The organism is Jilunia laotingensis (assembly GCF_014385165.1).
Taxonomy (GTDB): domain Bacteria; phylum Bacteroidota; class Bacteroidia; order Bacteroidales; family Bacteroidaceae; genus Bacteroides; species Bacteroides laotingensis.
On record NZ_JACRTF010000001.1, the window covers coordinates 3,343,812 to 3,370,138 of the forward strand.

20 protein-coding genes are annotated in these 26,327 nt (G+C 43.4%); 9 read left to right on the top strand and 11 right to left on the bottom strand.

Annotation, left to right across the window (positions count from 1 at the left end):
- The first annotated feature begins 245 nt into the window (after positions 1-245).
- On the top strand, positions 246-848 hold the full coding sequence (locus H8744_RS12785; RefSeq protein ID WP_262435203.1) for a master DNA invertase Mpi family serine-type recombinase: 603 nt from the start codon (positions 246-248) through the stop codon (positions 846-848).
- Between the two features lie 184 nt (positions 849-1,032).
- Here H8744_RS12785 and H8744_RS12790 read toward each other — a convergent pair whose 3' ends face one another.
- The gene (locus tag H8744_RS12790; RefSeq protein ID WP_262435204.1) at positions 1,033-1,605 is read right to left on the bottom strand and encodes an HdeD family acid-resistance protein; all 573 of its coding nucleotides are present in this window, start codon (positions 1,603-1,605) and stop codon (positions 1,033-1,035) included.
- A 215-nt stretch (positions 1,606-1,820) separates the two neighbouring features.
- On the opposite strand from H8744_RS12790, the gene tpx reads away from it, so the two are divergent.
- Positions 1,821-2,324 (top strand): thiol peroxidase, encoded by a 504-nt coding sequence (tpx, locus tag H8744_RS12795; RefSeq protein ID WP_262435205.1) that lies wholly within the window; start codon positions 1,821-1,823, stop codon positions 2,322-2,324.
- 161 nt (positions 2,325-2,485) lie between these two features.
- Positions 2,486-3,370 carry a DUF3078 domain-containing protein gene (locus tag H8744_RS12800; RefSeq protein ID WP_262435206.1) on the top strand — a complete coding sequence of 295 codons (885 nt, stop codon included), beginning with the start codon at positions 2,486-2,488 and terminating at the stop codon, positions 3,368-3,370.
- Between the two features lie 93 nt (positions 3,371-3,463).
- Here H8744_RS12800 and H8744_RS12805 read toward each other — a convergent pair whose 3' ends face one another.
- The 4 genes from H8744_RS12805 to H8744_RS12820 all read right to left on the bottom strand — a co-directional run bounded on the left by H8744_RS12805 (position 3,464) and on the right by H8744_RS12820 (position 8,296).
- Positions 3,464-4,102, bottom strand: a complete 639-nt coding sequence (locus tag H8744_RS12805) for a DedA family protein (protein WP_262435207.1) — start codon at positions 4,100-4,102, stop codon at positions 3,464-3,466.
- A gap of 49 nt (positions 4,103-4,151) precedes the next feature.
- Complete coding sequence (locus H8744_RS12810) at positions 4,152-5,618, bottom strand: tetratricopeptide repeat protein (protein WP_262435208.1); 1,467 nt, start codon at positions 5,616-5,618, stop codon at positions 4,152-4,154.
- A gap of 68 nt (positions 5,619-5,686) precedes the next feature.
- Entirely contained in the window at positions 5,687-7,426 is a 1,740-nt protein-coding gene (locus H8744_RS12815; RefSeq protein ID WP_262435209.1) for a glutamine--tRNA ligase/YqeY domain fusion protein, read from the bottom strand.
- A 60-nt stretch (positions 7,427-7,486) separates the two neighbouring features.
- The gene (locus H8744_RS12820) at positions 7,487-8,296 is read right to left on the bottom strand and encodes a phosphate ABC transporter substrate-binding protein (protein ID WP_262435210.1); all 810 of its coding nucleotides are present in this window, start codon (positions 8,294-8,296) and stop codon (positions 7,487-7,489) included.
- A gap of 179 nt (positions 8,297-8,475) precedes the next feature.
- On the opposite strand from H8744_RS12820, the gene pstC reads away from it, so the two are divergent.
- The 6 genes from pstC (at position 8,476) to H8744_RS12850 (ending at position 14,996) form a co-directional block, all read left to right on the top strand.
- The gene (gene pstC, locus H8744_RS12825) at positions 8,476-9,672 is read left to right on the top strand and encodes a phosphate ABC transporter permease subunit PstC (protein WP_262435211.1); all 1,197 of its coding nucleotides are present in this window, start codon (positions 8,476-8,478) and stop codon (positions 9,670-9,672) included.
- Positions 9,673-9,674: 2 nt separating this feature from the next.
- Complete coding sequence (gene pstA, locus H8744_RS12830; RefSeq protein ID WP_262435212.1) at positions 9,675-10,550, top strand: phosphate ABC transporter permease PstA; 876 nt, start codon at positions 9,675-9,677, stop codon at positions 10,548-10,550.
- Between the two features lie 3 nt (positions 10,551-10,553).
- Positions 10,554-11,306, top strand: coding sequence for a phosphate ABC transporter ATP-binding protein PstB (gene pstB, locus H8744_RS12835; protein ID WP_262435213.1), 753 nt, complete (start codon positions 10,554-10,556; stop codon positions 11,304-11,306).
- A gap of 66 nt (positions 11,307-11,372) precedes the next feature.
- The gene (gene phoU / locus H8744_RS12840) at positions 11,373-12,062 is read left to right on the top strand and encodes a phosphate signaling complex protein PhoU (RefSeq protein WP_262435214.1); all 690 of its coding nucleotides are present in this window, start codon (positions 11,373-11,375) and stop codon (positions 12,060-12,062) included.
- 712 nt (positions 12,063-12,774) lie between these two features.
- Positions 12,775-13,683 carry a PD-(D/E)XK nuclease family transposase gene (locus H8744_RS12845; protein WP_262435215.1) on the top strand — a complete coding sequence of 303 codons (909 nt, stop codon included), beginning with the start codon at positions 12,775-12,777 and terminating at the stop codon, positions 13,681-13,683.
- 221 nt (positions 13,684-13,904) lie between these two features.
- Positions 13,905-14,996 (top strand): GntR family transcriptional regulator, encoded by a 1,092-nt coding sequence (locus H8744_RS12850; protein ID WP_262435216.1) that lies wholly within the window; start codon positions 13,905-13,907, stop codon positions 14,994-14,996.
- 74 nt (positions 14,997-15,070) lie between these two features.
- On the opposite strand, the gene H8744_RS12855 is transcribed toward H8744_RS12850, so the two are convergent.
- From H8744_RS12855 to H8744_RS12880, 6 genes are all read right to left on the bottom strand, one after another.
- The gene (locus H8744_RS12855; RefSeq protein WP_262435217.1) at positions 15,071-16,447 is read right to left on the bottom strand and encodes a sedoheptulokinase; all 1,377 of its coding nucleotides are present in this window, start codon (positions 16,445-16,447) and stop codon (positions 15,071-15,073) included.
- A 35-nt stretch (positions 16,448-16,482) separates the two neighbouring features.
- Positions 16,483-17,643 (bottom strand): MFS transporter, encoded by a 1,161-nt coding sequence (locus H8744_RS12860; protein ID WP_262435218.1) that lies wholly within the window; start codon positions 17,641-17,643, stop codon positions 16,483-16,485.
- A gap of 201 nt (positions 17,644-17,844) precedes the next feature.
- Positions 17,845-19,320 carry a glycoside hydrolase family 32 protein gene (locus H8744_RS12865; RefSeq protein ID WP_262435219.1) on the bottom strand — a complete coding sequence of 492 codons (1,476 nt, stop codon included), beginning with the start codon at positions 19,318-19,320 and terminating at the stop codon, positions 17,845-17,847.
- 20 nt (positions 19,321-19,340) lie between these two features.
- Positions 19,341-20,867, bottom strand: a complete 1,527-nt coding sequence (locus tag H8744_RS12870) for a glycoside hydrolase family 32 protein (RefSeq protein WP_262435220.1) — start codon at positions 20,865-20,867, stop codon at positions 19,341-19,343.
- Positions 20,868-20,912: 45 nt separating this feature from the next.
- Positions 20,913-22,646 carry a RagB/SusD family nutrient uptake outer membrane protein gene (locus H8744_RS12875; RefSeq protein ID WP_262435221.1) on the bottom strand — a complete coding sequence of 578 codons (1,734 nt, stop codon included), beginning with the start codon at positions 22,644-22,646 and terminating at the stop codon, positions 20,913-20,915.
- 27 nt (positions 22,647-22,673) lie between these two features.
- On the bottom strand, positions 22,674-25,853 hold the full coding sequence (locus H8744_RS12880) for a SusC/RagA family TonB-linked outer membrane protein (RefSeq protein ID WP_262435222.1): 3,180 nt from the start codon (positions 25,851-25,853) through the stop codon (positions 22,674-22,676).
- Between the last annotated feature and the right edge of the window lie 474 nt (positions 25,854-26,327).

Genomic DNA, 26,327 nt, shown 5'->3' on the forward strand with positions numbered 1-26,327 from the left:
AAATAGTGAGAACTATAAAAATAGAAAACTCTATAAATATAGAATCAGCGATCATATTCTTTATATATTTCCAGAAAAGAGGGTCAGAGGATAGTAAAAAAAACAGGTATTTGCTCTTTTTATTCTTAATGATTTTATTTTGATTTATGCAGAAATAGAGTAACAAAAGATTTTTCAGAGTAGATTGAATATTGTCCTTTTTACTGTTTTTTCGCGCTGTATTAATCAATTTAATAGAAAAACTTATGGTAATAGCTTATTTAAGAGTAAGTACGGAAAAGCAATTTTTAGCGAATCAAAAGGAAGAAATTTTAAGATTTGCTGAAAAAAATGGACTGACCATTGATAAATGGTACACCGAGACGGTGAGTGGAAGTGTAAGCACAAAAGAACGAAAATTAGCACCGCTATTGAAACAGATGAAACCTGGGGATACATTGGTTGTAACTGAGATTTCGAGGTTAAGTCGTACGTTACTGGAAATCATGACAATCTTGAATTTATGTATCAAAAAGCAAGTCGTGCTATACAGCACGAAAGAAGGATACGTATTTCAGAATGATATTAATAGTAAAGTACTGGGGTTCGCTTTTGGTTTGATGGCTGAAATTGAACGTAACTTGATTTCTATGCGTACCAAAGAAGCATTGGCAAGACGTAAGCAAGAGGGAATAGCATTAGGAAGAAAAAAAGGAGATAATCCTAAATTGCAGGTTCTTCATGATAACAAGAGATATATTTTGAAACAAGCTAAAGGTGGGCAGAAACATGCAAAGCTGGCTCGTGAGTTTGGAGTTTCCAGAACTACTATGTTCCGGTTTTTAAAAGCGCAGGGAGTCGTAAATTAATATTTTTATCAGGTATTAAATAAGGTGGGCAAAAAGGTGTTCCAATGATTTTGAAAGTAAAAATCGCTCTTACTACCGGATGAATTGCGCTCAAAAAGCTGGATACATAACTTTAGGAGTACAGTTCATAACTATAGTAAGGGCGATTCTGTAAATTAAATATTACTTGGGTATACTTACATGTCTACTCTTCTTCTTTTCCTCTTTTATGCAAATTTTTTAGTTCAAACGAGAGCATGATTCTAAAGAAACCGATTATAAGGAAAGTAAATGAGATCATATAGATCGCGTATAAAGCACCGACTGCAGGTTGCCATAGAATGATTAAAGAGCAAAGTATTGCAAGTATGCCAAAAGCCATGTACCAGCCCCAATCACGGGTACCATAGCGTTTAAGGTCCATTGAGTAGCCTGTGGCTGAGAAGCCGCGGAACATCAACCAGAATGCGATAAGGAATGGAATTACTTCCATGCTGACCATTGGGTACGCAACCAGATATATACCTATAAGAAGATCGATTATACCTCCCGCCAGGTACCATCCCCAACTGGATACATGTTTATTGCTTATTGCAAACAGAATTTCGAGAATACCACTGATTAGCATAGAAATGCTGAATATAATACTAAGCGCTACATAGCTGCTCAGGGGAGCAAACATAAGGCAAATGGCAACACCGATATACAAAATACCTAAAAGGAGGGATACCCACCAGTTTTTCACTGATTGTTGAAGCCCGTCAAATACTGTTTTCATACGATTGTAATTTTTTGAATTGATACTATATATTTGTTAGGGGAGTAACAAACCTAACAGAAAAAGGTTTGATTTATTTATTGATCGTTTATCATTTATCTTTAATCACTGATCGAGTGAACTAATTAAGTACTTCCATTGTTCTATACATATATGGTGTAGAAATACACATTATTATAATATAAATAGTAGATAACTAAATAATAAATTTCCTTATGGCAACAACAAATTTCAAAGGACAACCGGTGAAGATTATCGGTGAATTCATTCAAGTAGGCAAAGTAGCTCCAGATTTCGAGCTGGTAAAAACTGATTTATCTTCTTTTTCTCTTAAAGATTTAAAAGGTAAAAATGTAATTCTAAATATTTTCCCGAGTCTTGACACGAGTGTATGCGCAACGTCAGTACGTAAATTCAACAAATTGGCAGCAGGAATGAAGGATACGGTAGTGTTGGCTATATCAAAAGATTTACCTTTTGCACATGCCCGTTTTTGTACTACTGAAGGCATCGAAAATGTGATACCATTGTCAGATTTCCGCTTTTCCGATTTTGACGAGAGCTACGGAGTGCTGATGGCAGATGGTCCGCTTGCCGGATTGTTGGCGCGTGCTGTGGTAGTTGTTGGAAAAGATGGTAAGGTGGCTTATACTGAGCTTGTTCCGGAGATTACGCAAGAACCCGATTATGACAAGGCATTGGCTGCAGTGAAAGAATAATTATTGCAGAGTTAGAGATCCGTATCTTTTGCCTAAAGTGTGAGTTACGGGGTTATAAAATTTTGGACCTAATAGGGACTGGTTATTAAGTATAGCGATCTGCTATACTTACAGTTCTTGTTAGGTTGTGTTTTTTTAGACTCAATTTAACCTAAACGAAAATGAATAAAAAACAAATCCTATTCGTTGCCCTTGCACTCTTGGGCAGTGAAGCTTTGGTGGCCCAAACAGAGCAAGCAGAAAATACTTCTCCCTGGACAAGGGAAGGGTATGTCGGGCTAAAATTGACTCAGGTAAGTTTGACAAACTGGTCGGCTGGCGGTGATAACTCAGTCGCTTTTGATTTACAAGGTACGTATCAAGCCAATTATAAAAAAGGTAAACATTTGTGGAACAATCGTCTTGAATTGGCCTACGGTTTGAATAAAACCGGTGAAGATGGTGTCAGGAAGGCTAATGATAAAATATATATGAATACCAATTACGGGTATTCAATTGCGAAGAATTGGTATGCGAGTGCGTATGCTACATTTCAAACTCAGTTTTCTCCGGGATACGATTATAAAGTGAGTAAGGACATTTCTGTTTCCGAATTTATGTCACCGGCTTATTTAACTACTGGCTTGGGGTTTACTTATGAGCCGAATAAGATCTTTACAGTCATGCTATCACCGGCTTCTTGGCGTGGCACATTTGTCTTGAATGACCGCTTGTCAGATGAAGGTGCTTATGGAGTAGATCCAGGAAAACATCTGCTATCCGGTTTCGGGGCAAACTTGAAGGGAGAGGTAAGGTATGAATTTATGCAGAATATGACCGTTTATTCCCGTTTGGACTTGTATTCGGACTATTTACATAAACCTCAGAATATTGATGTGAATTGGGAAGTACAACTGAATATGGCAATCAATAAATGGTTCTCAACGACCTTGACAACCAATTTGGTATACGATGATGATGTGAAAATTACTCAAAAAGACGGTACTAAAGGGTCGCGAGTGCAATTTAAAGAAATCTTAGGAGTAGGCTTACAGTTTAATTTTTGATTGATATATTTAATTTTATCGAGGTATTAAAAATGTGCCAATTAACTACATGGACATTCCATGTGGTAATTGGCACATTTGATGAAAATATATTTATTTCTTCTTCATTCCTTTATACAAGAGGAATCCTACGATAAATACACCTACTGCTATAAAGAAGTAACCTAATTCATGGCTGTATTCCGTAACCCGAGCCAGTAGTTGTTCTTCACTTTCAATACCGGGAACAGACGCCAGATTATAACCTATAATTGCCAGAATGGAATTCCATAAGCCTGCTCCAAGCGTAGTATACAGAAGAAATGTAGACAATTTCATTTTTGCTAATCCGGCGGGAATAGAAATAAGTTGCCGTACAGCAGGGATTAAGCGGCCAATAAAAGTTGAAAGGGCACCATGCTTATCAAAATAAGTTTCCGCATGTTCTACTTTTGCTTGATCGATCAGGCACATATGCCCGAAACGACTGTTGGCGAACTTGTATATAAGAGGACGCCCCAGCCAGTATGCCAGATAATAATTTATAAGCGCACCGATATTGGCACCGATCGTAGAAAACAATACAACCAAATATACATTCATCTCATCATTCACCGCAGCTTTGTACGCGGCAGGGGGTACAACAACCTCGGACGGAAAGGGAATAAAGGAACTTTCAATGGCCATCAACAAAGTTATAGTCCAATAATTAAGGTGGTCGAGACACCATTGTATAAATGCTACAGATTCCATTTGTTCTAATTCTGAATTCTAGTTATATGATATATGATTTCTGATTAATTTATTTTTTCTTTTGATGCTTTTCTTTTTTTGCAGGTTTTTTGTCATCTTCCGAACACTCCTTTACTTCATCTATGAATTTTTCAAGATCCTTTAAAAGATAACGATCTCCGGTTTTTAAGAGGCTCGCGTGGAAAGTATCCAGATTCAAAGGGCTTTCAGATAACTGATTGTATTTATAGAATGCTTTATGATCTCTGAGAATCATGCATACTGTGGCAAGAAGACCATTGATTCCCGGATAATCAGGATCGTCTTCGCGAGCCTGTTCAAAGCATTGGCGGGCGTTTTCCACCATACCGTAATCAAGACTGAAATTGCCGATCTGGACCAACGTTTCCGGTTCAGGTGCAAGGTTCAATGCGTGTCGCCAACATTCTTTGGCTTCATCAAATTTATCTTCTTCCAGATAAATTTGACTATCCTGTAAATAGATATCTACACTATCGGGAATAATTTTTTTTGCTTTTTCGAAAATTAAATGGGCTTCTTCAAGTTTTCCTAATTTTGAAAGGCATTTGGCTTGGCCTGAATATAAATCTACAAGAATGGGTGAGTTCTCATTGGGAATACTTTTCAAAGCTTTTCCATAATTTTCGTAGCTAAGTTCCCATTTTTCCATATTAGTATAGGCCAGTCCGATGAACATATAGGTCAGATCAGGTGGGAGACTTTTACATTGAAGAGCTTTACTGTATTCTTCGATTGCATCCTCATTGTTTTCTATTTGAAGCAGACTATGAGCCTTTATCGTATGGGCTTCTCCAAAATTTTCATCGGCTGTCAATGCAAAATCACATGCTTCAATCGCTTTAGCGAAGTCCATCGTGTCGAAATGGCATTTAGCTAAACCTGTCCAATAGGTAGGATTATAGGGATTTTTATCGATTAATCTATTATAAAAATCGATCGCTTGTTCATACTCATTTTCACTGCGGTAACAATCTGCCATGACCGCTAGAAATTCTTCTTCCTCTTTGTATTTGTCATATCCGCGTGTGAGCCACGGTAAGGCTTTTTCGGGATAATCCATATCAATATAAAGATAGGCTATATCAATGATGTTTTTTAGATCGTCTTTTTCTTCGATAGATTCCAATTCCTTTTCTGCATCCTCCAGTTTACCTTCGGTAAGCAATATTTCTGCTTTTAGAAGTTTTACTTCCGATTCATAGGTCTCATTGATACATTCGGCTACATTTTTAGCCTTGGCAAATTGCATTGTGTCCAGATACAGATAAGCTTGTTCTACAAGAAGGTCTGTATGTCCCGGATGCAATTCCAAGCCATAAGTGATAACTTCCTGGGCATCCTCGAAACGGCGTTCTGTTGCATATTTATCAGCTATATCCGCCAGTTGGTCTCCGTCCATGTAGACTTGTCTATTGTTAGCTTTTGCCGTTTCATAACTGGCAATAAGTTCATTTAATTCTTGTCCTTTGTCCGAAGACGAGTTTTTTCTAATCATTTATTTAAAAATTGGGTATTTATATGAAAAACCGGCTGCACTCCGGATAACGTTGTGCAGCCTGTCTTTCAATTCTTAATTTTAAAAGTATCTTTCAAGCCTACTGTACGATTGAAGATCATTTTATCGGAAGTAGAATCTTTATCTACATTGAAGTAGCCGATACGTTGAAATTGCAAGTAGGAGAGAGGTGGCATGGTAGCAACGAACTTTTCTACATAACAATTGGTGAGGATATTCAATGAATCGGGATTGATCATCTCTTTCATTGCTTCCAAGGCGTCACAATTCTTAGCTTCACGAATGGCAGCCAATTCATCTCGTGGATTCTCTACTTTCCAGAGCCGGTCATAAAGCCGTACCTCAGCTTTCAGGCAGTGGGCGCAACTTACCCAGTGCAACGTTCCTTTTACTTTGCGGTTGGCATCGGGCATCCCGCTTTTTGTGTGCGGATCGTACTCGCAATATACTTCGGTGATTGTTCCGTTCTCATCTTTTTTACAACCTGTGCATTTTACAATGTATGCATTCTTCAGTCGTACCTCCTGTCCCGGAGTCATGCGGAAGTATTTTTTCGGAGCGTCTTCCATAAAGTCTTCGCGTTCCATCCACAACTCCCGGCTGAATTCAATCGTATGACTGCCCGCTTCAGGGTCTTCCGGATTATTGATGGCTTCCAGTTCTTCTACCTGTCCTTCCGGATAATTGGTAATAATAAGTTTTACCGGATTCAGGACTGCGGAAACACGGGTGGCACGGGTGTTGAGATCTTCGCGGACAGCACTTTCCAGCAATGCGAACTCGTTGAGCGCATCATAGGTCGTGTATCCGATTTTATCCACGAATTTGCGAATGGATTCCGGAGAATAACCACGACGACGGAAACCGCAGATTGTCGGCATACGAGGATCGTCCCAACCGTTTACCAACCCTTCTTTTACAAGCGTAAGCAAGTTACGTTTGCTCATCAGGGTGTAACTGAGGTTGAGTTTATTGAACTCATATTGGCGTGGACGGTTGTCTTTAAGATCTTTACCTTCTTTCAACCAATCGATGAAAAGGTCATATAGCGGACGATGCACCACAAACTCAAGCGTACAAAGCGAATGGGTGACACCCTCGAAGAAGTCACTTTGACCGTGTGCAAAGTCATACATCGGATATGCTTTCCAGGTAGTGCCTGTACGGTGGTGAGGATGTTTTACGACACGATAAATAATCGGATCGCGGAAGTGCATGTTCGGATTTGCCATATCTATTTTGGCACGAAGCACCATAGCCCCTTCTTCTATTTCACCGCTGTTCATTTTTTCAAACAGTCTGAGGTTTTCTTCCATCGGGCGGTTGCGGTAAGGGCTTTCGACACCCGGTTGAGTCGGAGTGCCTTTTTGTGCTGCGATCTGTTCGGAAGTTTGTTCGTCAATATAGGCTTTGCCTTCCTTTATAAGTTGCACGGCAAAGTCCCAGAGTTGCTGGAAATAATCGGAAGCATAATAAACGTTTTCCCATTCAAATCCAAGCCATTTAATATCTTCTTCGATGGCTTCTACATACTCCATATCCTCTTTGGTGGGATTTGTATCATCGAAACGGAGGTTACATACGCCTCCATGACGGGCGGCAAGACCGAAATCAAGGCAAATCGCTTTGGCATGTCCGATATGAAGGTAGCCGTTCGGTTCGGGCGGGAAACGAGTTTGTACTCTTCCTCCGTTTTTGCCTTCTTTCAAATCATTCTCAACAATTTGCTCAATAAAGTTGAGGCTTTTCTTTTCACCGCCAACTTCTTCGATTTTAATATCTGTCATATCTTAAGTATTTACTCTGTATTTAAGGCTACAAAAGTATGATATTTTTTTTGTATAACCTTATTTCACCGGAATATATCCACTCTTTTTAATTATATCCTGTCCCTCGGTGGACAGGATAAAGTCCATCAATGGAGCGACGTCCCCTTTATTACGGGCATTGTAGTAATAGTAGAGCGGACGAACGATGGGATATGTTTTGTTAGTGGCATTCTCAACACTCGGTTCGGCATAAGGCTTGCCGTCATAAGATACGGATAAGGTTTTGATCCGAGGTGATACATAGGCAAGTCCTACATAACCGATGGCGCCTTGTGTCTGGCTGACTGATTGTATGATTGCGCCCGTAGCCGGCATGGATAAACTACCAGGCATGTAATTTTTGTTTTTAAGGACGCTTTCTTTGAAAAACTCGTAGGTTCCGGAGGACGTTTCGCGGGAATAAACGACTATTTTACGATCTTCTCCGCCCACTTGTTTCCAATTGGTGATTTTACCGCGGAAGATATCTTCCAGTTGCTTGCGTGTCAGTTGTTTGACCGGATTTGAAGGATGTACGATCACCGCAAGCGCATCGTAAGCGACAATGGTTTCTTCTATATCTTGTTTGGCTGCCTTCGCTTTCATCTTTTCACTGAACTTGATGGGGCGTGATGCCATGGCGATGTCAGTCGTGTTATCCAGAAGGGCGGAAATGCCGACCCCCGTTCCACCTCCTGTCACCGTGACACGTGCATCCGGATTCTTGTTCATGAACCGTTCAGCGGTTTGCTGGGCTATCGGAAGCAACGTGTCGCTTCCCTTGATGCGTTGGGCGTAAAGTGTGCCGGATAGCATCCAACACAGGAGAAAGAGAGCTGTTATTTTCATCTATTTACTTTTTTACTGTTAGTACTGCAAATTAAGGAAAGAAGTATTACATTCCTATTACAAATCTCATCCCTATAATGTTTGTAATATGAATGTAATGCTTTTGAAACATTTCCTTCAAACATTGTTCACACCCCCTTAACATGAAACCTTTTTCTTTGCACATATAATCAATAGGTATGAAGAAGATTTTTGAAAAGATCATAGAAGGACTGCTTACTTGCAGCGGATTTATCACAAGCATCACGATCTTGCTGATTATACTTTTCCTTTTCACGGAAGCTTTCGGCCTGTTCCACAGTAAAGTGATCGAAGAGGGATATGTATTGGCGTTGAATAAAGACAACAAAGTGAGCCAGTTGAGTCCCGTTCAGATAAAGGAGGTCTTCGATGAAGAGATAACGAATTGGGATGAGCTGGGAGGCGAAAATCTTCCTATCCGGGTTTTTCGGTTGGAAGATGTCACGAAGTATTTTACCGATGAAGAATTGGGAGATTCATATCAACATGCCGGGGCACTCATCACGAAATTGGTAGAAGAGACATCGGGGATCGTTGCTTTCGTACCCCGGCAATTTATTGTCGATCCCGGGCGTGTGAACTATATCAAGGATAATTCAATTTCCCTGAAAGATGTATTTGCGGGGGCTGAGTGGTTTCCTACAGCGACCCCGGCTCCTTTATTCGGCTTTTTACCTTTAATTACCGGTACACTGTGGGTCAGTCTTTTCGCTATCCTGATAGCTCTTCCTTTCGGACTTTCCGTTGCCATATACATGTCGGAAGTGGCTAAGCCGGGCATACGTAACTGGCTCAAACCCGTTATAGAGTTGCTGAGTGGCATTCCCTCCGTGGTTTATGGCTTTTTCGGGTTGATTGTTATTGTTCCGCTTATCCAGAAAGTTTTTGATTTGCCGGTAGGGGAGAGTGGGCTTACAGGAAGTATTGTTCTGGCAATAATGGCACTTCCTACTATCATTACCGTTACGGAAGATGCCATGCGGAACTGTCCCCGCGCCATGCGCGAAGCCAGCCTCGCATTAGGTGCTTCACAATGGCAGACGATCTATAAGGTAGTAATACCGTTTTCTATTTCCGGGATAACCTCAGGAGTTGTCTTAGGAATTGGACGCGCCATCGGTGAAACGATGGCGGTATTGATGGTGACGGGAAATGCTGCCGTCATACCTACTACTATTCTCGAACCGCTTCGTACTATTCCCGCCACTATTGCTGCCGAACTGGGTGAAGCTCCTGCCGGTGGTCCTCATTACCAAGCTTTGTTCCTCTTGGGGGTAGTCCTGTTTTTCATTACATTAATTATAAACTTTAGCGTGGAGTATATCTCCTCTAAAGGAGTCAAACGTAACAGATAATTATGGAAATAACAAGTAATAATAAGGCCAAACGCCGTTCTCAATCCATTGCTTTCGGCATATTCCGGTTGCTAAGCCTGTGCATCGTACTTATCCTGTTTGCCATTCTGGGGTTCATTATATATAAAGGTATAGGGGTCATTAACTGGAACTTTTTGACATCGGCACCTACCGACGGCATGACCGGAGGAGGTATCTGGCCTGCCATTGTCGGTACGTTCTACCTGATGATCGGAAGCGCGCTTTTTGCATTCCCGGTGGGAGTCATGAGTGGCATTTATATGAACGAATATGCTCCGAAAGGCAAACTGGTACGTTTTATCCGTATGATGACGAACAATCTGAGCGGCATTCCGTCTATCGTCTTCGGACTTTTCGGTATGGCATTGTTCGTGAACTATTTGAATTTTGGCGATAGCATCTTGGCTGGATCGTTAACTTTGGGATTGCTATGTGTGCCTTTGGTAATCCGCACTACGGAAGAGGCCCTGAAAGCGATCCCTGATAGTATGCGTGAAGGTAGCCGTGCATTGGGAGCTTCCAAATTGCAAACCATCTGGCATGTCATTCTCCCGATGGGGATGCCCAATATTATAACAGGACTGATTCTTGCCCTGGGGCGGGTGTCCGGTGAGACGGCCCCGATCCTGTTTACCTGTGCGGCTTACTTTTTACCACAGCTTCCTACGAGCATATTCGACCAATGCATGGCATTGCCCTATCATCTTTATGTGATTTCTACCAGCGGTACGGATATGGAAGCCCAATTACCTTTGGCTTACGGTACTGCCTTGGTGTTAATTGTCATCATTTTGATGGTAAATTTGTTGGCGAATTTGTTAAGAAAGTATTTTGAGAAGAAAGTGAAAACAAATTAGAATATGGATAAGATAGATGCTCGCGATGTGAATTTCTGGTATGGTGATTTTCATGCCTTGAAAGGTATCAGTATGAAGATCGAGGAAAAATCGGTAGTTGCTTTTATAGGTCCTTCGGGTTGTGGTAAATCTACTTTTCTCCGGCTGTTCAACCGGATGAACGATTTGATTCCCGGAACCCGGATGACCGGTGAAATCCTCATCGATGGCGAAAACATTTACGACAAAGGAGTCCAGGTGGACGAGCTGCGGAAAAATGTGGGAATGGTTTTTCAACGTCCCAATCCTTTCCCCAAGAGTATTTTTGAAAATGTAGCCTACGGGCTGCGTGTCAATGGAGTCAAAGATAATGCATATATCCGTCAGCGTGTGGAAGAGACATTGCGCGGTGCCGCCCTTTGGGATGAAGTGAAAGATAAGCTGAAAGAATCGGCTTTTGCACTTTCCGGAGGGCAACAGCAACGCCTTTGTATAGCTCGTGCCATGGCAGTTTCTCCTTCCGTATTGTTAATGGACGAACCCGCCTCTGCGTTAGACCCTATTTCCACGGCAAAAGTGGAGGAACTCATCCATGAACTGAAGAGACAATATACCATTGTGATCGTCACGCACAATATGCAGCAAGCTGCCCGCGTTAGTGATAAAACAGCCTTCTTCTATCTGGGGCAGATGATAGAATATGATGATACGAAGAAGATCTTTACGAATCCGGAAAAGGAAGCAACACAAAATTACATTACCGGAAGGTTCGGATAGTGGTTTGTGCTGACTTGCGATTTAGGATTCAACTTTGTTTGATTTTCAATTATAAATAAATATGCTATGGTAAAGTTTATAGAATCGGAACTCGTACTGCTTAAGAAAGAGATCGATGAAATGTGGACGTTGGTTTATAGCCAATTGGATAGAGCCGGTGAGGCAGTGCTTACTTTAGACAAGGAACTCGCCCAGCAAGTCATTGTCCGCGAGCGTAGGGTAAATGCCTTTGAGTTAAAGATCGACAGTGATGTAGAGGATGTGATAGCCCTGTATAACCCGGTAGCGATCGACTTGCGTTTTGTACTTGCGATGCTTAAAATAAATACGAACCTGGAACGTCTGGGTGATTTTGCGGAGGGCATCGCACGTTTTGTCCTCAAATGCAATGAGCCGGTATTGGATGCCGAACTTCTTAGGAAGTTGCGTTTGGAAGAGATGCTGAGAGAAGTGTTGTCAATGCTTGAGTTGGCAAAACGTGCCTTGAATGAAGAAAGCCTTGAGTTGGCAACTTCCGTATTTGCCAAAGATAACCTGTTGGATGAAATCAATGCGGAAGCAACGGCTGTATTGGCGGATTATATAAATGAACATACGGACAGTGTCCTTTCATGCCTCAATTTGGTCAGCGTGTTCCGTAAGTTGGAGCGTTCCGGAGATCATATTACCAATATTGCAGAAGAAATAGTGTTCTTCATTGACGCAAAAGTGTTAAAACATAGTGGGAAAAAGGATGAGAGCTACCCGGATAAGTAAGAATTAGCAAGTTTTTAGACGGAAATTAGTAGTACTTAAAAAAATGTTCTATATTTGTCTCCTGTAACGGGCGAGTTACAGGAGATGTTTTTTGAAATGATAATAAATCCAAAGAATTTTCAAAAAGATGTTATAAGACATGTTTTATTATTTGGTTCATAACAAGAAAAGCTCCTATCTTTGCACCGTTATCCTGAAAACAATCTTTTTACCTTAAAAAAAAACTAATACCTATTGAAAACTGAAAAATGGAGCTTTGTGAAAAGCCCCATTTTTTTATATCTATGTCAATCCTCTCTTTCCATAACTGCAATGTCACAATAGCATCCAAGTATAACACACGACAAAGAATAAAGTTCGGTTCGGTGGCGTCAACGGAACACTTTTCAATATATTTAAGGACTCTTTCTCTTGCCAGCTTGTTCTCTTGTCAACTAAGAAGCTGAGTATTTGTGAAACTTAAATTCTACGGTTATGTGGGGGAATTCTCTCTCGACATTCTGTTAGCTAGAGCTTTTAAGTACAGAAATGAATCAGAAGGCCAAAGTAATTTCTATCTTAAGCAAATTATAGCCTCCAGAATAATCTATTCATTTACAGTCAGAAATGAAGTAAGCGAAATAATGTCTTAGTGAGGAAAAATAGAAAAAATAGTTTCTATTCATTTTATAATGCATATCTTTGTGTTATTAAAGGATTTAAATTATTGCTTATGGAAACAGTTGATCGTTATATCAGATTTGATTGGGCTGTAAAGCGTCTTTTGCGTCAGAAAGCCAATTTCGGTGTCCTCGAAGGTCTGCTAACCGTATTGCTGAACGAACAAGTCAAGATAGTAGAAATACTCGAAAGCGAAGGCAATCAACTTACTGCCAATGATAAATTCAATCGGGTAGATATTAAAGCAAAGAACAGCAAAGGAGAAATTATTATCGTAGAAATTCAGAATACGCGGGAGTTGGATTATCTGGAGCGTATTCTCTATGGGGTAGCCAAAGCCATTACCGAGCATATCTCGTTGGGTGAACGCTACTATGAAGTGAAGAAAATATACTCCGTCAGCATTCTTTATTTTGATATTGGTAAAGGGAACGACTACCTGTACCACGGGCAAAATACATTTCTGGGTGTACATACGGGCGATCAGTTATTAGTCAGCACCAAAGAAAAAGATGCTTTGGTAAGCAAACTTCCCTCTCAGATATTCCCCGAATACTTCCTGATTCGGGTGAATGAATTCAATAAAGCCGCCATTACTCCACTCGAAGAATGGATTGACTATCTGAAAACGGGACGTATACGCCCTGATACCACAGCGCCCGGACTTGCGGAAGCCCGCCAGAAACTTATTTATTATAATATGAAACCTGAAGAAAGGCATGCATACGATGAACATCTAAGTGCGATCATGATACAAAATGATGTGCTGGATACCGCTAAGTTGGAAGGAAGATTGGAAGGAAAGCTGGAAGGACGGTTGGAAGGAATTAAAGAAGGCGAAGCAAAAGGTGTAAAAAAAGAGAAAATAGACATTGCCCATAACCTTAAAAAGATGGGATTATCTATCGAAATGATAATTCAAGCTACCGGACTCTCTACCAAGGAAATAGAAAGCTTATAAAATCATTTAAAACAATAATATTCAAAGTCTGTCACAGAGAAAAATGTGCCGGACTTTTTATTAAGGGAAGATTGAAGAAGCCCGAAATAAAGCAAAATATCTTTTTAGGTAAAAATCAAAACGGTTTCTTATTATTTAGGTATAATGTTTCTGTATTTCTATGTATCCTATGTGTAATATCCTGTAAAACGATTATCTTTGTCTCCTAAAAAAACAATCTCATGGAGGACAAATATAATTATAAAACGATTTATCTAAGGGTAAAAGAGGATATTCTGAAAGGAGCCTATCCGACTGGAACTCTTCTTCCGACAGAACTTACTTTGGCTGATAAATATTCAGTTTCGAGACCTACCATATCTAAAGTTTACAACAGGCTTCAAAAGGAAGGCTATGTCAATAAGAAGAAGGGCTTGGGAACCATTGTTCTTTTTAAAGAAGGAATTAAGAAATGTACGTTTGGCCTATTGCTTCCCGGAGCCGGAGAGTCTGAGATATTTGCTATAATCAACGATCAGATACTGAAACAATTTGAGAAGATGCAGCTTAACAGCCTTTGGGAAGGAGCGACTGCCAGTAATGCCGAGATCAGGAGAAACCTGATTGAAACCTGTTGCAATAATTATATCGAAAAAAAGGTGGACGGCATCTTCTTTTCGCCTTTGGAGAGAGTGCCCGATGCGGATTACATTAATCAGACGATCTGTGATAAAATCAGGCAGGCGGGAATACCTTTGGTGTTGATTGACCGGGATATCGTGCCTATTCCTCAAAAAAGCCCGTTCGATGTAGTATGCCTTGATAATTACAGTTCGGGATGCATGATGGCCCAGCATTTGATAAAAGCAGGTTGCAAACGCATTTGCTTCTTTTACCGTCCAGATTCGGCTTATTCCGTCCGTATTCGTTTATTGGGAGTCAAAGATACGGTCGAAGAGAATGGATTGAAATTCGATAAATTCAACGAATTCTGTGGGAATCCCGAAGACCTTAGTTTCGTGAGGACGATGCATCTCCTCAAAGGAGAAACCGGCATTATCTGTGCGAATGATTCTACTGCCGCTGTTTTAATGTCTTCTTTGGAGGCCGTGGGATATAAGATCGGTTCGGACTTGTTGATTTGCGGGTTCGATGACATGAAGTATTCCCAGCATCTGAAATATTCGTTGACCTCATTTATACAGCCGTGCAAAGAGATTGCCAATGTCAGCATCGATTTGATGATGCGAAGAGTGGAATGCAATGACAGGCCTCCTCTGAGTGTTTACCTGAACGGAGAAATCATAGAACGCGAGTCGACCCGGTTTGTTTAAATTCAAACAGACTCTAAAACAAACTTTGACTTTCGGGGGAGTTATCAAGAATCTTCATAACTCCCCTGGCGGTGTCAACTAACTTTTTCTGTCTCCAACCCACACCTTTCGCTTTCAAAATCGGCAAAGCTGTCGATGTATTTCTCACCTACCATACTGCATATGCAGGCTCCTAAAGCTGCCTCTTCCTGATATTCGGATACATATAGTGGACGTTTGAAACGTTCTTCCAGTATCTTGCATAGCAACGGATTCTTCCGGATGCCGTTGCCTGAGCCGACCAGAATGGTTTTATCTTTCCGTACGGAAAGGGGCAGCAAATGATGAAAATCGTACAACTCCTGGCTTATGCCTTTCAGGAACGCCAGGATTAAATTTTCAGGCGTATAATTGGAAAGGGATATATGGGTTATCTTGCCTCGCTTTTCGGGATATTGCCGCGTGCCGCCAAACAGGGTTTCTACCCGAAGTTCTTCGGATGAATCTTCTTTGTAGGGGATGGAAACCATCATTTTGTATAGGTCTTTATCTTCAAGTACCTGTTTAGTGAAAAACTTCACCGTATCGGAAAAGAAGTTTTTCAAAAGATTGAAAGAATATCCTCCGCACAAAGCGGCACCCACCAGTATGTATCCGCCTCCCGGCAAAGGGCGCGTGTCCAAGGGCGGCACGTCCACGTAAGTGTCTGAATAGATGGACAACTGGCTACTGGTGCCTACTGTGAGGTGAATGGAGTGTTCGATGGAACGTACCGAACCCAGAAAGCTCGCCTGATTGTCACCAATGGCGGTGTAGACCGGGATACTTTTGCAGTACCCTACTAGGGCGACATCCTTTCGGACTTCCGGCAGAATGGAGGTGTCTATGCCTACACTGTTCAACGCTTGTTCATCGAAAAGTAATCGTTCTTTGTCGAAGAAACCTAAACTGGCTGCATTGGAGCAATCGATCAGGGGTGTCTTCCGTTGTGTGAGTGTCATGGCTACATAGTCCATGACGGTACATAATTTGGCGGCTCTCTGTGGTACCAGACCGTTCTCTTGGTTGTAAAAGTGAGTCACTAGGCCGAACCCGGTGGATAAAGGCAACCCTGTCCGTTCGGTCAGGTAGGCGGCATAACTCAATCCCTCTTTGTAGGGCAGGCTTCCTCTGGCATCTTGCCAGGTATATAGGGGGCTGACCGCCCGGCCTTCGGCATCCACGTACAACATGCCATGCATCTGGCCGGATAGCCCGATTCCTTTGATATCCGGATATTGCGACCGGATTTCTTGCAATAATTCCAATACGATATTAACTATGGCCGTGGCATCCTGCGTCTTTTCCCATATATTCGGAGAGTTTATGTTCGTATTGTTATCCTTTGTCACGGATGTGATGTTCCTATGCGAAGTGTTGTAGACAGCTCCGCATATTGAACTTGTTCCTATGTCAATTCCCAAAAAACTCATAGCTCTTTTTTCATCTATAATTATACTCGGTGGCATTATTCCAATGCCATTTTCTTCATCTTTATCATTAGGAATAACAAATAAACCACGCAAATGGTTAAAACCATAACGGCTCCGATCTGTCCTCCCATGGCATCTGAGGCCGCCCCCATCAAAACGGGGAATATAGCCCCGCCTGTGATGCCCATTATCATCAAGCCGGAGATTTCGTTGTTGCGCGTCGGCATGTAGAGCAATGCGTTGGAGAAGATGATCGAGAATACGTTGGAATTTCCCAATCCTATCAGAGCTACACAGATGTAAATCGTTACTGTCTCCCGGCAGAAGTAAAGCCCCGTCATTCCGGCAAGGATAAACAATACACTCACCATGAAAAAACGGATGGGTGAAAATCGTGCCATGATGAACGTGCCCGACAAGCAGCCGAAGGTACGGAATAAGAAATAAAGGCTTGTTGCATATCCCGCTTCTACCAGTGGTATGCCTACTCTTTCCTGTAGCAGTCGGGGGGCGGTAATGTTGATGCCGACATCGATGCCGACATGTACCAATATGCCGATGAAGAATAGGATGATGACGCTATTGCCCAGCAAGCTGAAGCATTCTTTAAAGGAGGAGGACTCGTTTTTCTCCTCCGGTTCGACGATATCCGTCATAAACAGATAAATGACGGCAACGATGTCAATTACCATGAAGATGGTAAACAGCAGCTTCCAGTTCCCGTAGTAGATGGCGGCCTGTGCCGCTATCAATGGAGCGACGAAGGAGGCTATCGCTTTGACGAATTGTCCCAACGTGAGATAACTGGGCAGACGGCGCTTGTTTACCATGTTTGCCAGTAACGGATTCAAAGAGACCTGCATCAACGTATTGCCGATTCCCAGAAAGGCGAAGACGATGAACATGGCGATCTCATCGTATATGAAAAGGGGGATGGCAAGTCCGGCAAAAGTGACTACCATGCTTAACAGTACGGTCTTCTTTCGTCCGATTTTATTCATCAATATCCCTGTGGGTACGGAGAAGATAAGGAACCAAAGGAATACCATGACCGAAAAGGAATTGGCTGCCGTGTCGGACAGATTGAAGTCTTGTTTTACATAATTGGTCGCAATCCCCACCAGGTCGACAAACCCCATGGTGAAGAAAGCTAACATGACGGGGATGATTTTACTTATTTTGTTTTCGTTATTCATAATCGTTGTATTTCAGAAATGGATATTAGGAGGATAAGTGCTGAATTGCTACATTGATAATGCAGCGTCACTGCAAAGGCATTACAGTGTTGCTGCAAAGGCATTACAGCGTTGCTGCAAACGGAATGCAGCACTACTGCAAAGTCATTGCAGCACTACTGCAAACGAATTGCAGTGTCTTTGCAATGGGAATAACTCTTATTATAGAGGGTATACCTGTATGTTTTTGAAACGAACCGTTCCCTGCTTGGCATATAGCCACAGGTAGTTCCCTTTCCTTTCCGGCAGACGGTTGACAATGCAACGGCGGTTGTCGATACATACGTCTATGATATCTCCTTTCATGATAATATCCAGGTGAATGGGCTTGTCCAGGTCTTTGACTGCTTCGATCCAGGTATCTTCTCCGAGGCGTATGGTGCGTTTGTTCGGATCAAAACTGAGTTTATAGCCATCGTTCGCTTTGTCTTTGGCACGGAGGAAGAATCCATATTCGTGGTTGTTTCCCACCGGTTCTATGTCCAAGGTGACACGGCAACTATAAGGCAGGTCTTTGATATATGCTCCGCCAATGGCTCCGGGAGCCGTGAGGCACACTTCCTTGTCGGAAACCTTTTTGGCATTTTCCGCACCTGTCAAGGAGAAATTTAAAGGGCTCTTCGTATCGGGCAGCACTTCCGCAGGGAATTTTGTAGCTAAGTCTCCGTTCGGCATTTGATAGGCTTCGCGTAGCACGATGCTTCCGCCAAAACGTTCGTATCCGTAGTCTTTGTTTTCGTTCTTGCTTGGTATCCACCCGCCTACGATACGTCGGTTTCCTTTAAATTCTGCTGTCTTTGCCACATTTACCCATTGCTCCAGCAAAGCTTGTGATTCCGGATATTCCCACGGGCCGTAGGGCTTTCTCGATTTTACGTAATAAGTGTCGCCACCTTGTCCGTACACCAGGTAATACCAGTCATTCCATTTAAAGTAATCCGGACATTCGGGGACATCGCGCTGACCCGTAAGGAGGGGCTTTTGTACAGACCACTCCTTTAAATCTTTGGAGGTGAGGTGTACCAGGCTGCCACGGCCTTCGCTGATGACATAATCGTCCGCTTCACTTGAGACGAACAAATGGAAGGTACCGTCTTTGTCGATAACGACTTTCGGGTCACGGAAGTGGCGTTTGCTGTAACCCGGTGCGAATGTATAGAAAGGATTCGGCTTTTGTTTCTCGAAGGTGAAGCCGTCCTTGCTGATGGCATAACTCAATTGTTCGTTGACCTGATTGTCCTCGTTGATCAATCGGGTAGCGTAGAATGCATAGAATAGCTTGCCGTCAAAAGCGACAGAGCCGGTGCAGATGGACTTTTCCCATTCTTCATCGATGCCGATTGCAATGGGATGATGTTTCCAGTTTTTTAGGTCGGTACTTGTACTGACACACCACTGGTGTCCGCCCAGACCGTCCAACGCAGAGTGATGCCCTTCATCGAGCAGCCAGTATAAATAGTAAGTGCCGTCTTTGTAAAAGGGGATACAATCTCCTACGAACTGATTCCCGCCAGCCGGTGTGAAGTATTGTATATTGCCTGTCGGCTGAATCTCCGGATCGTATTTCACCGAGAATTGTGCTTGTGCGGTTGTAAAACCGATTGCTGTCAATGCTATTGCAATAAAATTCTTTTTCATGTGATAAGTTTTGTATTATTTTATGGGTTGATATTCTTTAGTTCGTTGATGGAGCCTTCCAGCAAGGTGACGCTGCCGGAATCGGCAAACAATTCGTAGGAGCAGAACTCTTCCATCGGATAACACAGTGCCGTCATGGCGATTTTCCCACCGGAAGCAAACAGCTCTACCGAGTTACGGTCGAACAGGATAGACCAGTCCGATGTGTCGGCTTCCGAATAATAGGTGGCTCCCATCAACTGTTGAAAGCCATATATGGGGTGTTGTGTTGTCCAGTTGCTCCGGTCGATATAATAATAACTAAGTTCATTTTGATAACCTATTGATAACTCTCTGCCGGATTTCGTCTTCAGACGGATTCCGTAATTGCGGGCTCTCCATATAGCCCGGTGGTCTGTGTTGTCGAATTTCAATTCAAGGAGGACAGGTTTGCCCGGATAGGGATAATTTCCTTTTATCCGTTTTTCATCCGACAGTTTGCCGGATTCGATCGGGTAGGAGTCTTTGCGGTATTTCTCCAGTTCTTCCAGCGGTGCGTTTGCCAATACGCAGTGAGTGCCTTCGCGAACCAGCTTCATCCGGCGGGGCAGTGTCATGTTGTCGCACCAACCGGAGGCAGGCAGCAGGTTGGCATATTCCCAATCGTTCATCCATCCCATTCCGATTCGTTGGTTGTCCGGGAGACCGTTGAAAGTAGAGAATGCATAATGGTCTTTACCGTAGTCCAACCATAGTTCTTTGGTCTGGCTGATGCGGAAAGAAGTACCGTCGAAATCTCCTATGAAATAGCGGGTGGCTGGTGCGCCTCCTGCGGGGCCATTCTCCATGTTTATTAATAAGACCCATTTGGTCGTATCTTCTCCTTCTATTTTCAGTGGGAAGAAATCCGAACCTTCCCAGTTGCCGCTTGCCGTCATGTCTTTGAATTCGCTTCTATAAGTCCATTGTTTGCAATCGGGCGAAGTGTAAAAACGGATAGCAGGTCCTACGGAAACTGTCATGAGCCACTGCTGATATTCATTATTCCAGGATACGTGCGGATTGCGTAAGGCGAACCCATTACAGTCCGATAGTGTGAAAGAAGGGAGTTTAGTCCATGTAGCACCTTTATCCGTGCTGTATGCACAGGCGATCTCCTGTTCCTGTGCCGGGTCGTTATAGGTATAAAAGGCGATAAACGGAACAGATTTTCCGGTACTTAGCCCCGATGTGTTTTGGGTGTCGGCTACTACGCTTCCGGATCTGAGATAGCCCGAACTGTCCGGAGACAGGGCAACCGGCATTATTTGCCAATGCAACAGATCCCGACTAATCGCATGTCCCCAGTGGATATTACCGTATTTGTCGTCAGTGGGATTGTGCTGATAAAAAAGATGATAATCTCCATCGGCATATACCAGTCCCGCAGGTTCACCTGTCCAACCGGTTCCCGCTGTGAAATGATAGGAAGGTAAAGGTTGCGTTTCGGTGTTGCTTCCTTTCTGCCGGCAGGCAGAAAGGAAGACAATCATCAAGATCGCAATACCGGAAAATACTGTTTTATTCATCGTTTTAACCTATTTCTGATTGAGAGTTGACTTCCCTAAATGATCTTATTCCCAACCGTAATTCTGTTTATACAAACCTTTCACATAATTGATCTGGGTTTGGGGAATCGGGAAATACTCGTCTCTGTTTTTGGTGAATTTGGCATCCTTCATGTACGAACGTCTTGTTTTCTCTACTGCGAAATAATCGTTCATATATTTGTCCGCAATGCCCCAGCGTACAAGGTCGAAGAACCATTTACCTTCGGTGGCGAACTCCAGATGACGTTCCCATTGCAATGCCTGCATGGCGAACTCTTGGCTCAAAGCGGGACAGTTTTCTCCCGGGATGTAAGGCTTCACATCGAAATTTCCGGTCGGAGTTCCGTCGGCAAATTTCAAACGGTCGGTACTTGTGGCTGCCCTGTTACGAATCTGGTTGATCAGGCTTAATGCTTCACTCAGGTTTTCGTTTAGTTGGATCAGAGCCTCCGCACGCCATAGCATGATCTCGTCCAGGCGGAGGACATCCCAGTTCAAACCGCTACCCATGAACGGATTGGTCTTTCTGAAACAGTCGCAAGTAGGCAGAACCAATAGTTTTTGGCTCATGGAGTAGCCATAGACTTCCGGAGTACGTGCCCAGCTCTTTTCCATAATGTATTCGGGGTTGTATTTCCATGGCATGTCCGGCACACAAGCTGTGTGCATCAGGCGCGGGTCCATAGGGAGCTTGCTGAACGCTTCCTTGTTATCGAGTGTTTCTCCTTTGTTGAAATTCTCGAAGTCGGGAACACCGTTTACTGTTTTGTAGCTGTTCATCATATTTACGGACGGTTGCAGGAAACCGCAGCATCCGTATTCGTTGTTGATCGGATAGACCAACCAGGAATTGTTACGTCCGATGGGCGATTCGTCATTGTTGGCGGAGTATTGGATGGCCCAGATGGATTCTGAGTTGTTCTCTGTTTCGCAAAGGAAGTTGTCGGCAAAATCCGTTACCAGTTGCTTGCCGGAATGATCGATGATGTCCTTGCACAGGCTGGCTACTTCTGTCAGCTTATCCTTGTTGATATTGACAACGTTGTTCTTCTCGTCCTGTTCGTAGGCTGCAAACAAAAGGGCTTTTGCCAGATAAGCTTTGGCTGCGAATCTTGTGGGACGACCCACTTCATCCTGTTTTTCGGGCAGATCGCTGACACCGCAACGGAAGTCATCGATCAGCTTGTTCCAAAGTTCTTGGTCGGTCAGTTCATCATTGCTCACTTTATCGTACATGTCGGTCGGTGTGTTTTCGTCAATCCACGGGAAGAACTTGAAACAGAGCTTCATGTACATGTAGATGTGTCCGCGCAGGAAACGCAGCTCGGCAAGGCGCTGGTCGCGCAGCGGATATTCATCGGTGGTCAGTGCCTGTATTCTTCTCATGGCATCGTGTACCCGGCCTACTCCGACGTAATGTACCCACCACAGGTTGTCTAGGTCGCCCGTTGTCGTAGGTTGCATGTAGGTAAATGTTTCCCAGAGGTTCCGTTCGCTATTGTCGTTTGTTCCCGAACCTCCCTTGTAGGCTTCTCCACCGCGTACGGAGCCTTCTTCATAAGGCATTCCGAACTGTTTGTTGAAATGGTTTTGACCGCAAAAGGAGTAGGCGGCATTCACCATTTGTTCTGCTCTTTCCGGAGAGTTTAAGTCTCCGGATGAAATGATACCCTGCGGGTTCTGATCCAGTAATGAGGTGCAAGATGTGCCGCTTAACAGCATAAAGAGGCTACATCCTATAATGTTTAGTGCTTTCATAAACTTCTTGTTTTTCAGTTGATTCATTTAAAAAGTTACGTTTAAAGACATGGTCATGGAGAAGGGGAGCGGATAACTGCTGCCGGGTGTTTCCGGGTCGAGTCCGGTATAGGCATTATCGCCCCACGTTTTCTTGAAGGTTGCTACATTGTCGGCTCTCAAAGCGATTCTAGCTTTCTGGAGCTTGATAGACTTAGCGAAAGCTGCCGGCAGGGAGTAACCTAACTCAATGTTCCGGATCTTCATATACGATCCGCTCTCTACATAATAAGTGGACATACGGCCTTCGTCATTGTAATTGTTGATGGAGAGTGCCGGAATGGTAGAACTTGTATTGTTGGGAGTCCAAGCATCCAACATGCGTACACCATAATTCTCACCGCTCGTACTCAGGGCATAGATATCTGTCCAGCTCTTCCAGCCGCTTACGTTCAAGTCCTTGCCCACAACTCCGTTGAAGAAGATGCTGAAGTCGAAATTTTTATAAGTTAATCCCACTGTAACACCGTATTCCAGTGCCGGATTCTCTACTCCGATCCAGGTGCGGTCTTCATCGTTGATTTTGCCATCCTTATTGATGTCTTTGTAACGGATACGTCCCGGAGCGGCACCTGTCTGTGTCGGGGCTGCATCTACCTCTTCCTGGGATTGGAACAATCCTGTTGCTACATATCCGAACATGGAATTTTTGGGACGGCCCATGATATTCTGGTCTTTCCCGTTTCCGGCAAAGTTGTTGATGACATCGTCCGGCACCTTCACAATCGTTTGTTCATTGTGAGAGAACACACCGCTGATGTTCAATCCCAAGTCACCGAATTGGTCGTTATAGTTCAGGGTTATTTCAAAACCTTTATTGTCGATGTCCGCACCGTTCAGCCATCTTTGTCCTCCTTCACCTACGGTGGCTACCGTACCGGGTTTCATCAGGATGTCGCGTGTATACTTCAGGTAGTAATCGAACGAACCGCTCAACTTATTGTTAAACAGCGCGAAGTCCAAACCGAAATTGTGCTGTGAGGTCGTTTCCCATTTTAAGTCGGGATTGCCGGTCTGTGTGCGGCGGAAGCCGGAGGGCAAAGCACCGCCTTGTCCCGTAAAGTCATACGCAGTACCCCAGTTCCAGTCGTCAATGCTGCCTTTGTCATACAAGGATTCGTAAAATTGATAGGAGGAGTAAGCATCGATACTTGAATTACCGTTCTGTCCCCAACCATAACGCAATTTCAACTGGGGGATCACCGAAGTCAGGTTTTCAAAGAAACTTTCGTTGCTGATGACCCATCCTAAAGAGAATGCAGGGAAGGTAGCCCACCGGTTGTTTGAACCGAATACGGACGAAGCGTCCCTTCTTAAAGTCACGGAAGCAAGGTAGCGGCTGTCATAGTTGTAGTTGATTTTTCCGAACCATGAAATCATTGCGTTCTTTACGGCTCCGCTTCCATTGTCCTTTTCCGACTCGCCGGCACTGAGCCACATGTAGTCATCGTTTTCCAGAGCAATGTTTCTACGACTGCCCCAATGCTGCTGATAAGTATGCGTGATGGTTTCCTGACCGAGCATGATGTCGAAATTGCTCTTGTTTGCATCAAATACATATTGCAACACGTTACTGTTGGTGCAACTCAAATCAAAATAGGATTCCTGATACACCTTATTCTTATCTTCACTCAGGAAGCCGGATTTGTATTTGTAATCCATCGTCCGTTTCCAGGAACCTACACCGTCCACACCGAAAGAACTGCGGAAAGTAAGTCCTTTCATGAATTCGATGCTTGCATATACGTTACCGAACAGGCGGAGGTTGTCGTGGTGATTCTGTTTGTTATCCGCAATCAGGCGTGCCGGATTCTGACGGTCGCTCATGCCGCCGATGGGACCGCCCCAACCTTCACCATCCACGGTGTGTACGGGGACGATAGACATCAGTGATTTACATCCTGCGAGATTGCCGTCACCGATGTTGTCACTCTCTCTCCATTTGGAGATTGTGAAGTTCTCGCCTATTTTCAAGCGTCCGTTCAGAAGACTGAAGTCTGAGTTCACACGTCCGTTGAAACGCTGGTAGAAGCTGCCGTCAATCGTTCCTTTGTTATCGTAATAGTCTACTGAAAAAATGGCACGGCCGGCATCTGTTCCGGTTGACAATGTCAATCCGTATTGCTGAATCTGCCCGGTTCTCAGAATCTCTTTCTGCCAGTCCGTATCGGCCGATCTCATGGTGTGGGCATCATCCAGAAACTCTTTCCAGGTCACTTTGTCCAGAACATAGTTGCCGTTTGAGTCCTTATGGTCTTGGTATTGGTACAGTCCACCGATACCTACTACGTTTGGATCGGCATCCGGATTGTCGTTCTTAATGGCCCAGTACTGTGCGATACCTCGTTGTTCGGTGTTCATCAGCTCATAAGGCTTCTTGCTGCTGACGAGGGTATAGGATGCGTTGAAATCAACAGTGGTTCCTTTCTTTCCTTTACGGGTGGTAATGATGATAACTCCATTGGCTGCGCGTGAACCATAAATAGAGGCTGAGGAGGCATCCTTCAACACCTGTATGGACTCGATATCCATGGTGGCGAGTTCGGACATGGAACGGGTGGTCGGCACTCCATCGATGATGTAGAGTGGGTCGTTGACGTTCAGGGTTCCCTCACCGCGAATTCTGATGGTCGCGTTAGGGTTCGGTGAACCGTTTGCCGAAATCGACATACCGGCTACTTTACCCTGTGCCGCCTTCATGGCGTTGCCATAAGAGCCTGATTTGAGCTGGTCGACTTTTATTACGGAAACCGAACCGGTCAGGTCTGCCTTCTTTTGCGAGGTATAACCTGTCACTACTACTTCGTCCAGATTCAGTGCGTCTTCTTCCAGTACGATTGTCTTTCCGTTGAGGCCATCCGTTGGGTACTCTGCACTTTTGAATCCGATGTAGCTGAAAACTAATGTCGTGTTGGCGGGGACTTTGATTGAGAAATGTCCATCCATGTCGGTGATGGTTCCATTGCTTGTGTTACGCTTCTCGACAACGGTAGCCCCTACGATGGGTTCTCCGGATTTGTCTACTACTTGTCCTTTGACGAGTTGTTCCTGTTGCTGCACTGTTTGCGATGCCGCAGAGGGGATTGTTGCCAATGCATCCGGTACCCATATACTGCATAGGCCGGCGACAAGTACATACTTGTACAGTGATTTTCTTTTTGTTTTCATGTAAATTGATATTAAATTAGACCTAAGTTAAACATAAATATGCTTTCACTTTATTCTGTGGTTGTATGCCTGCGAAGGTACTATGAATATTACAAATATTATATAAATAAGTTATGGAATTTGTAATATAAGTAAAAGAATAATTTTACATATATGATATTTAAATGCTTTCGTTAGCTCCTTATGTCAATTTATATTCTCAATAGGAAAAAAAGGAATAGGAGTGTTATGTCTTATCCGCTTTATTTAAGTCTATAAAAGGTGCATTGAAGGGTGAATTTCTTCTAATATTTTACATGTATGAAGGTAATGTGACATATATGATAATAATAATTCCGTTTTTTCCATTTAACAGTTCGATCCGGTACAAAACTCGATTTATCATCAGGATATAGAAATCCCCATAGGGTTCATTTAGTATTGGCAAAAGGAACCGTATGGGGATTTCGGATATTCCGATTGAGGGAAACTTAA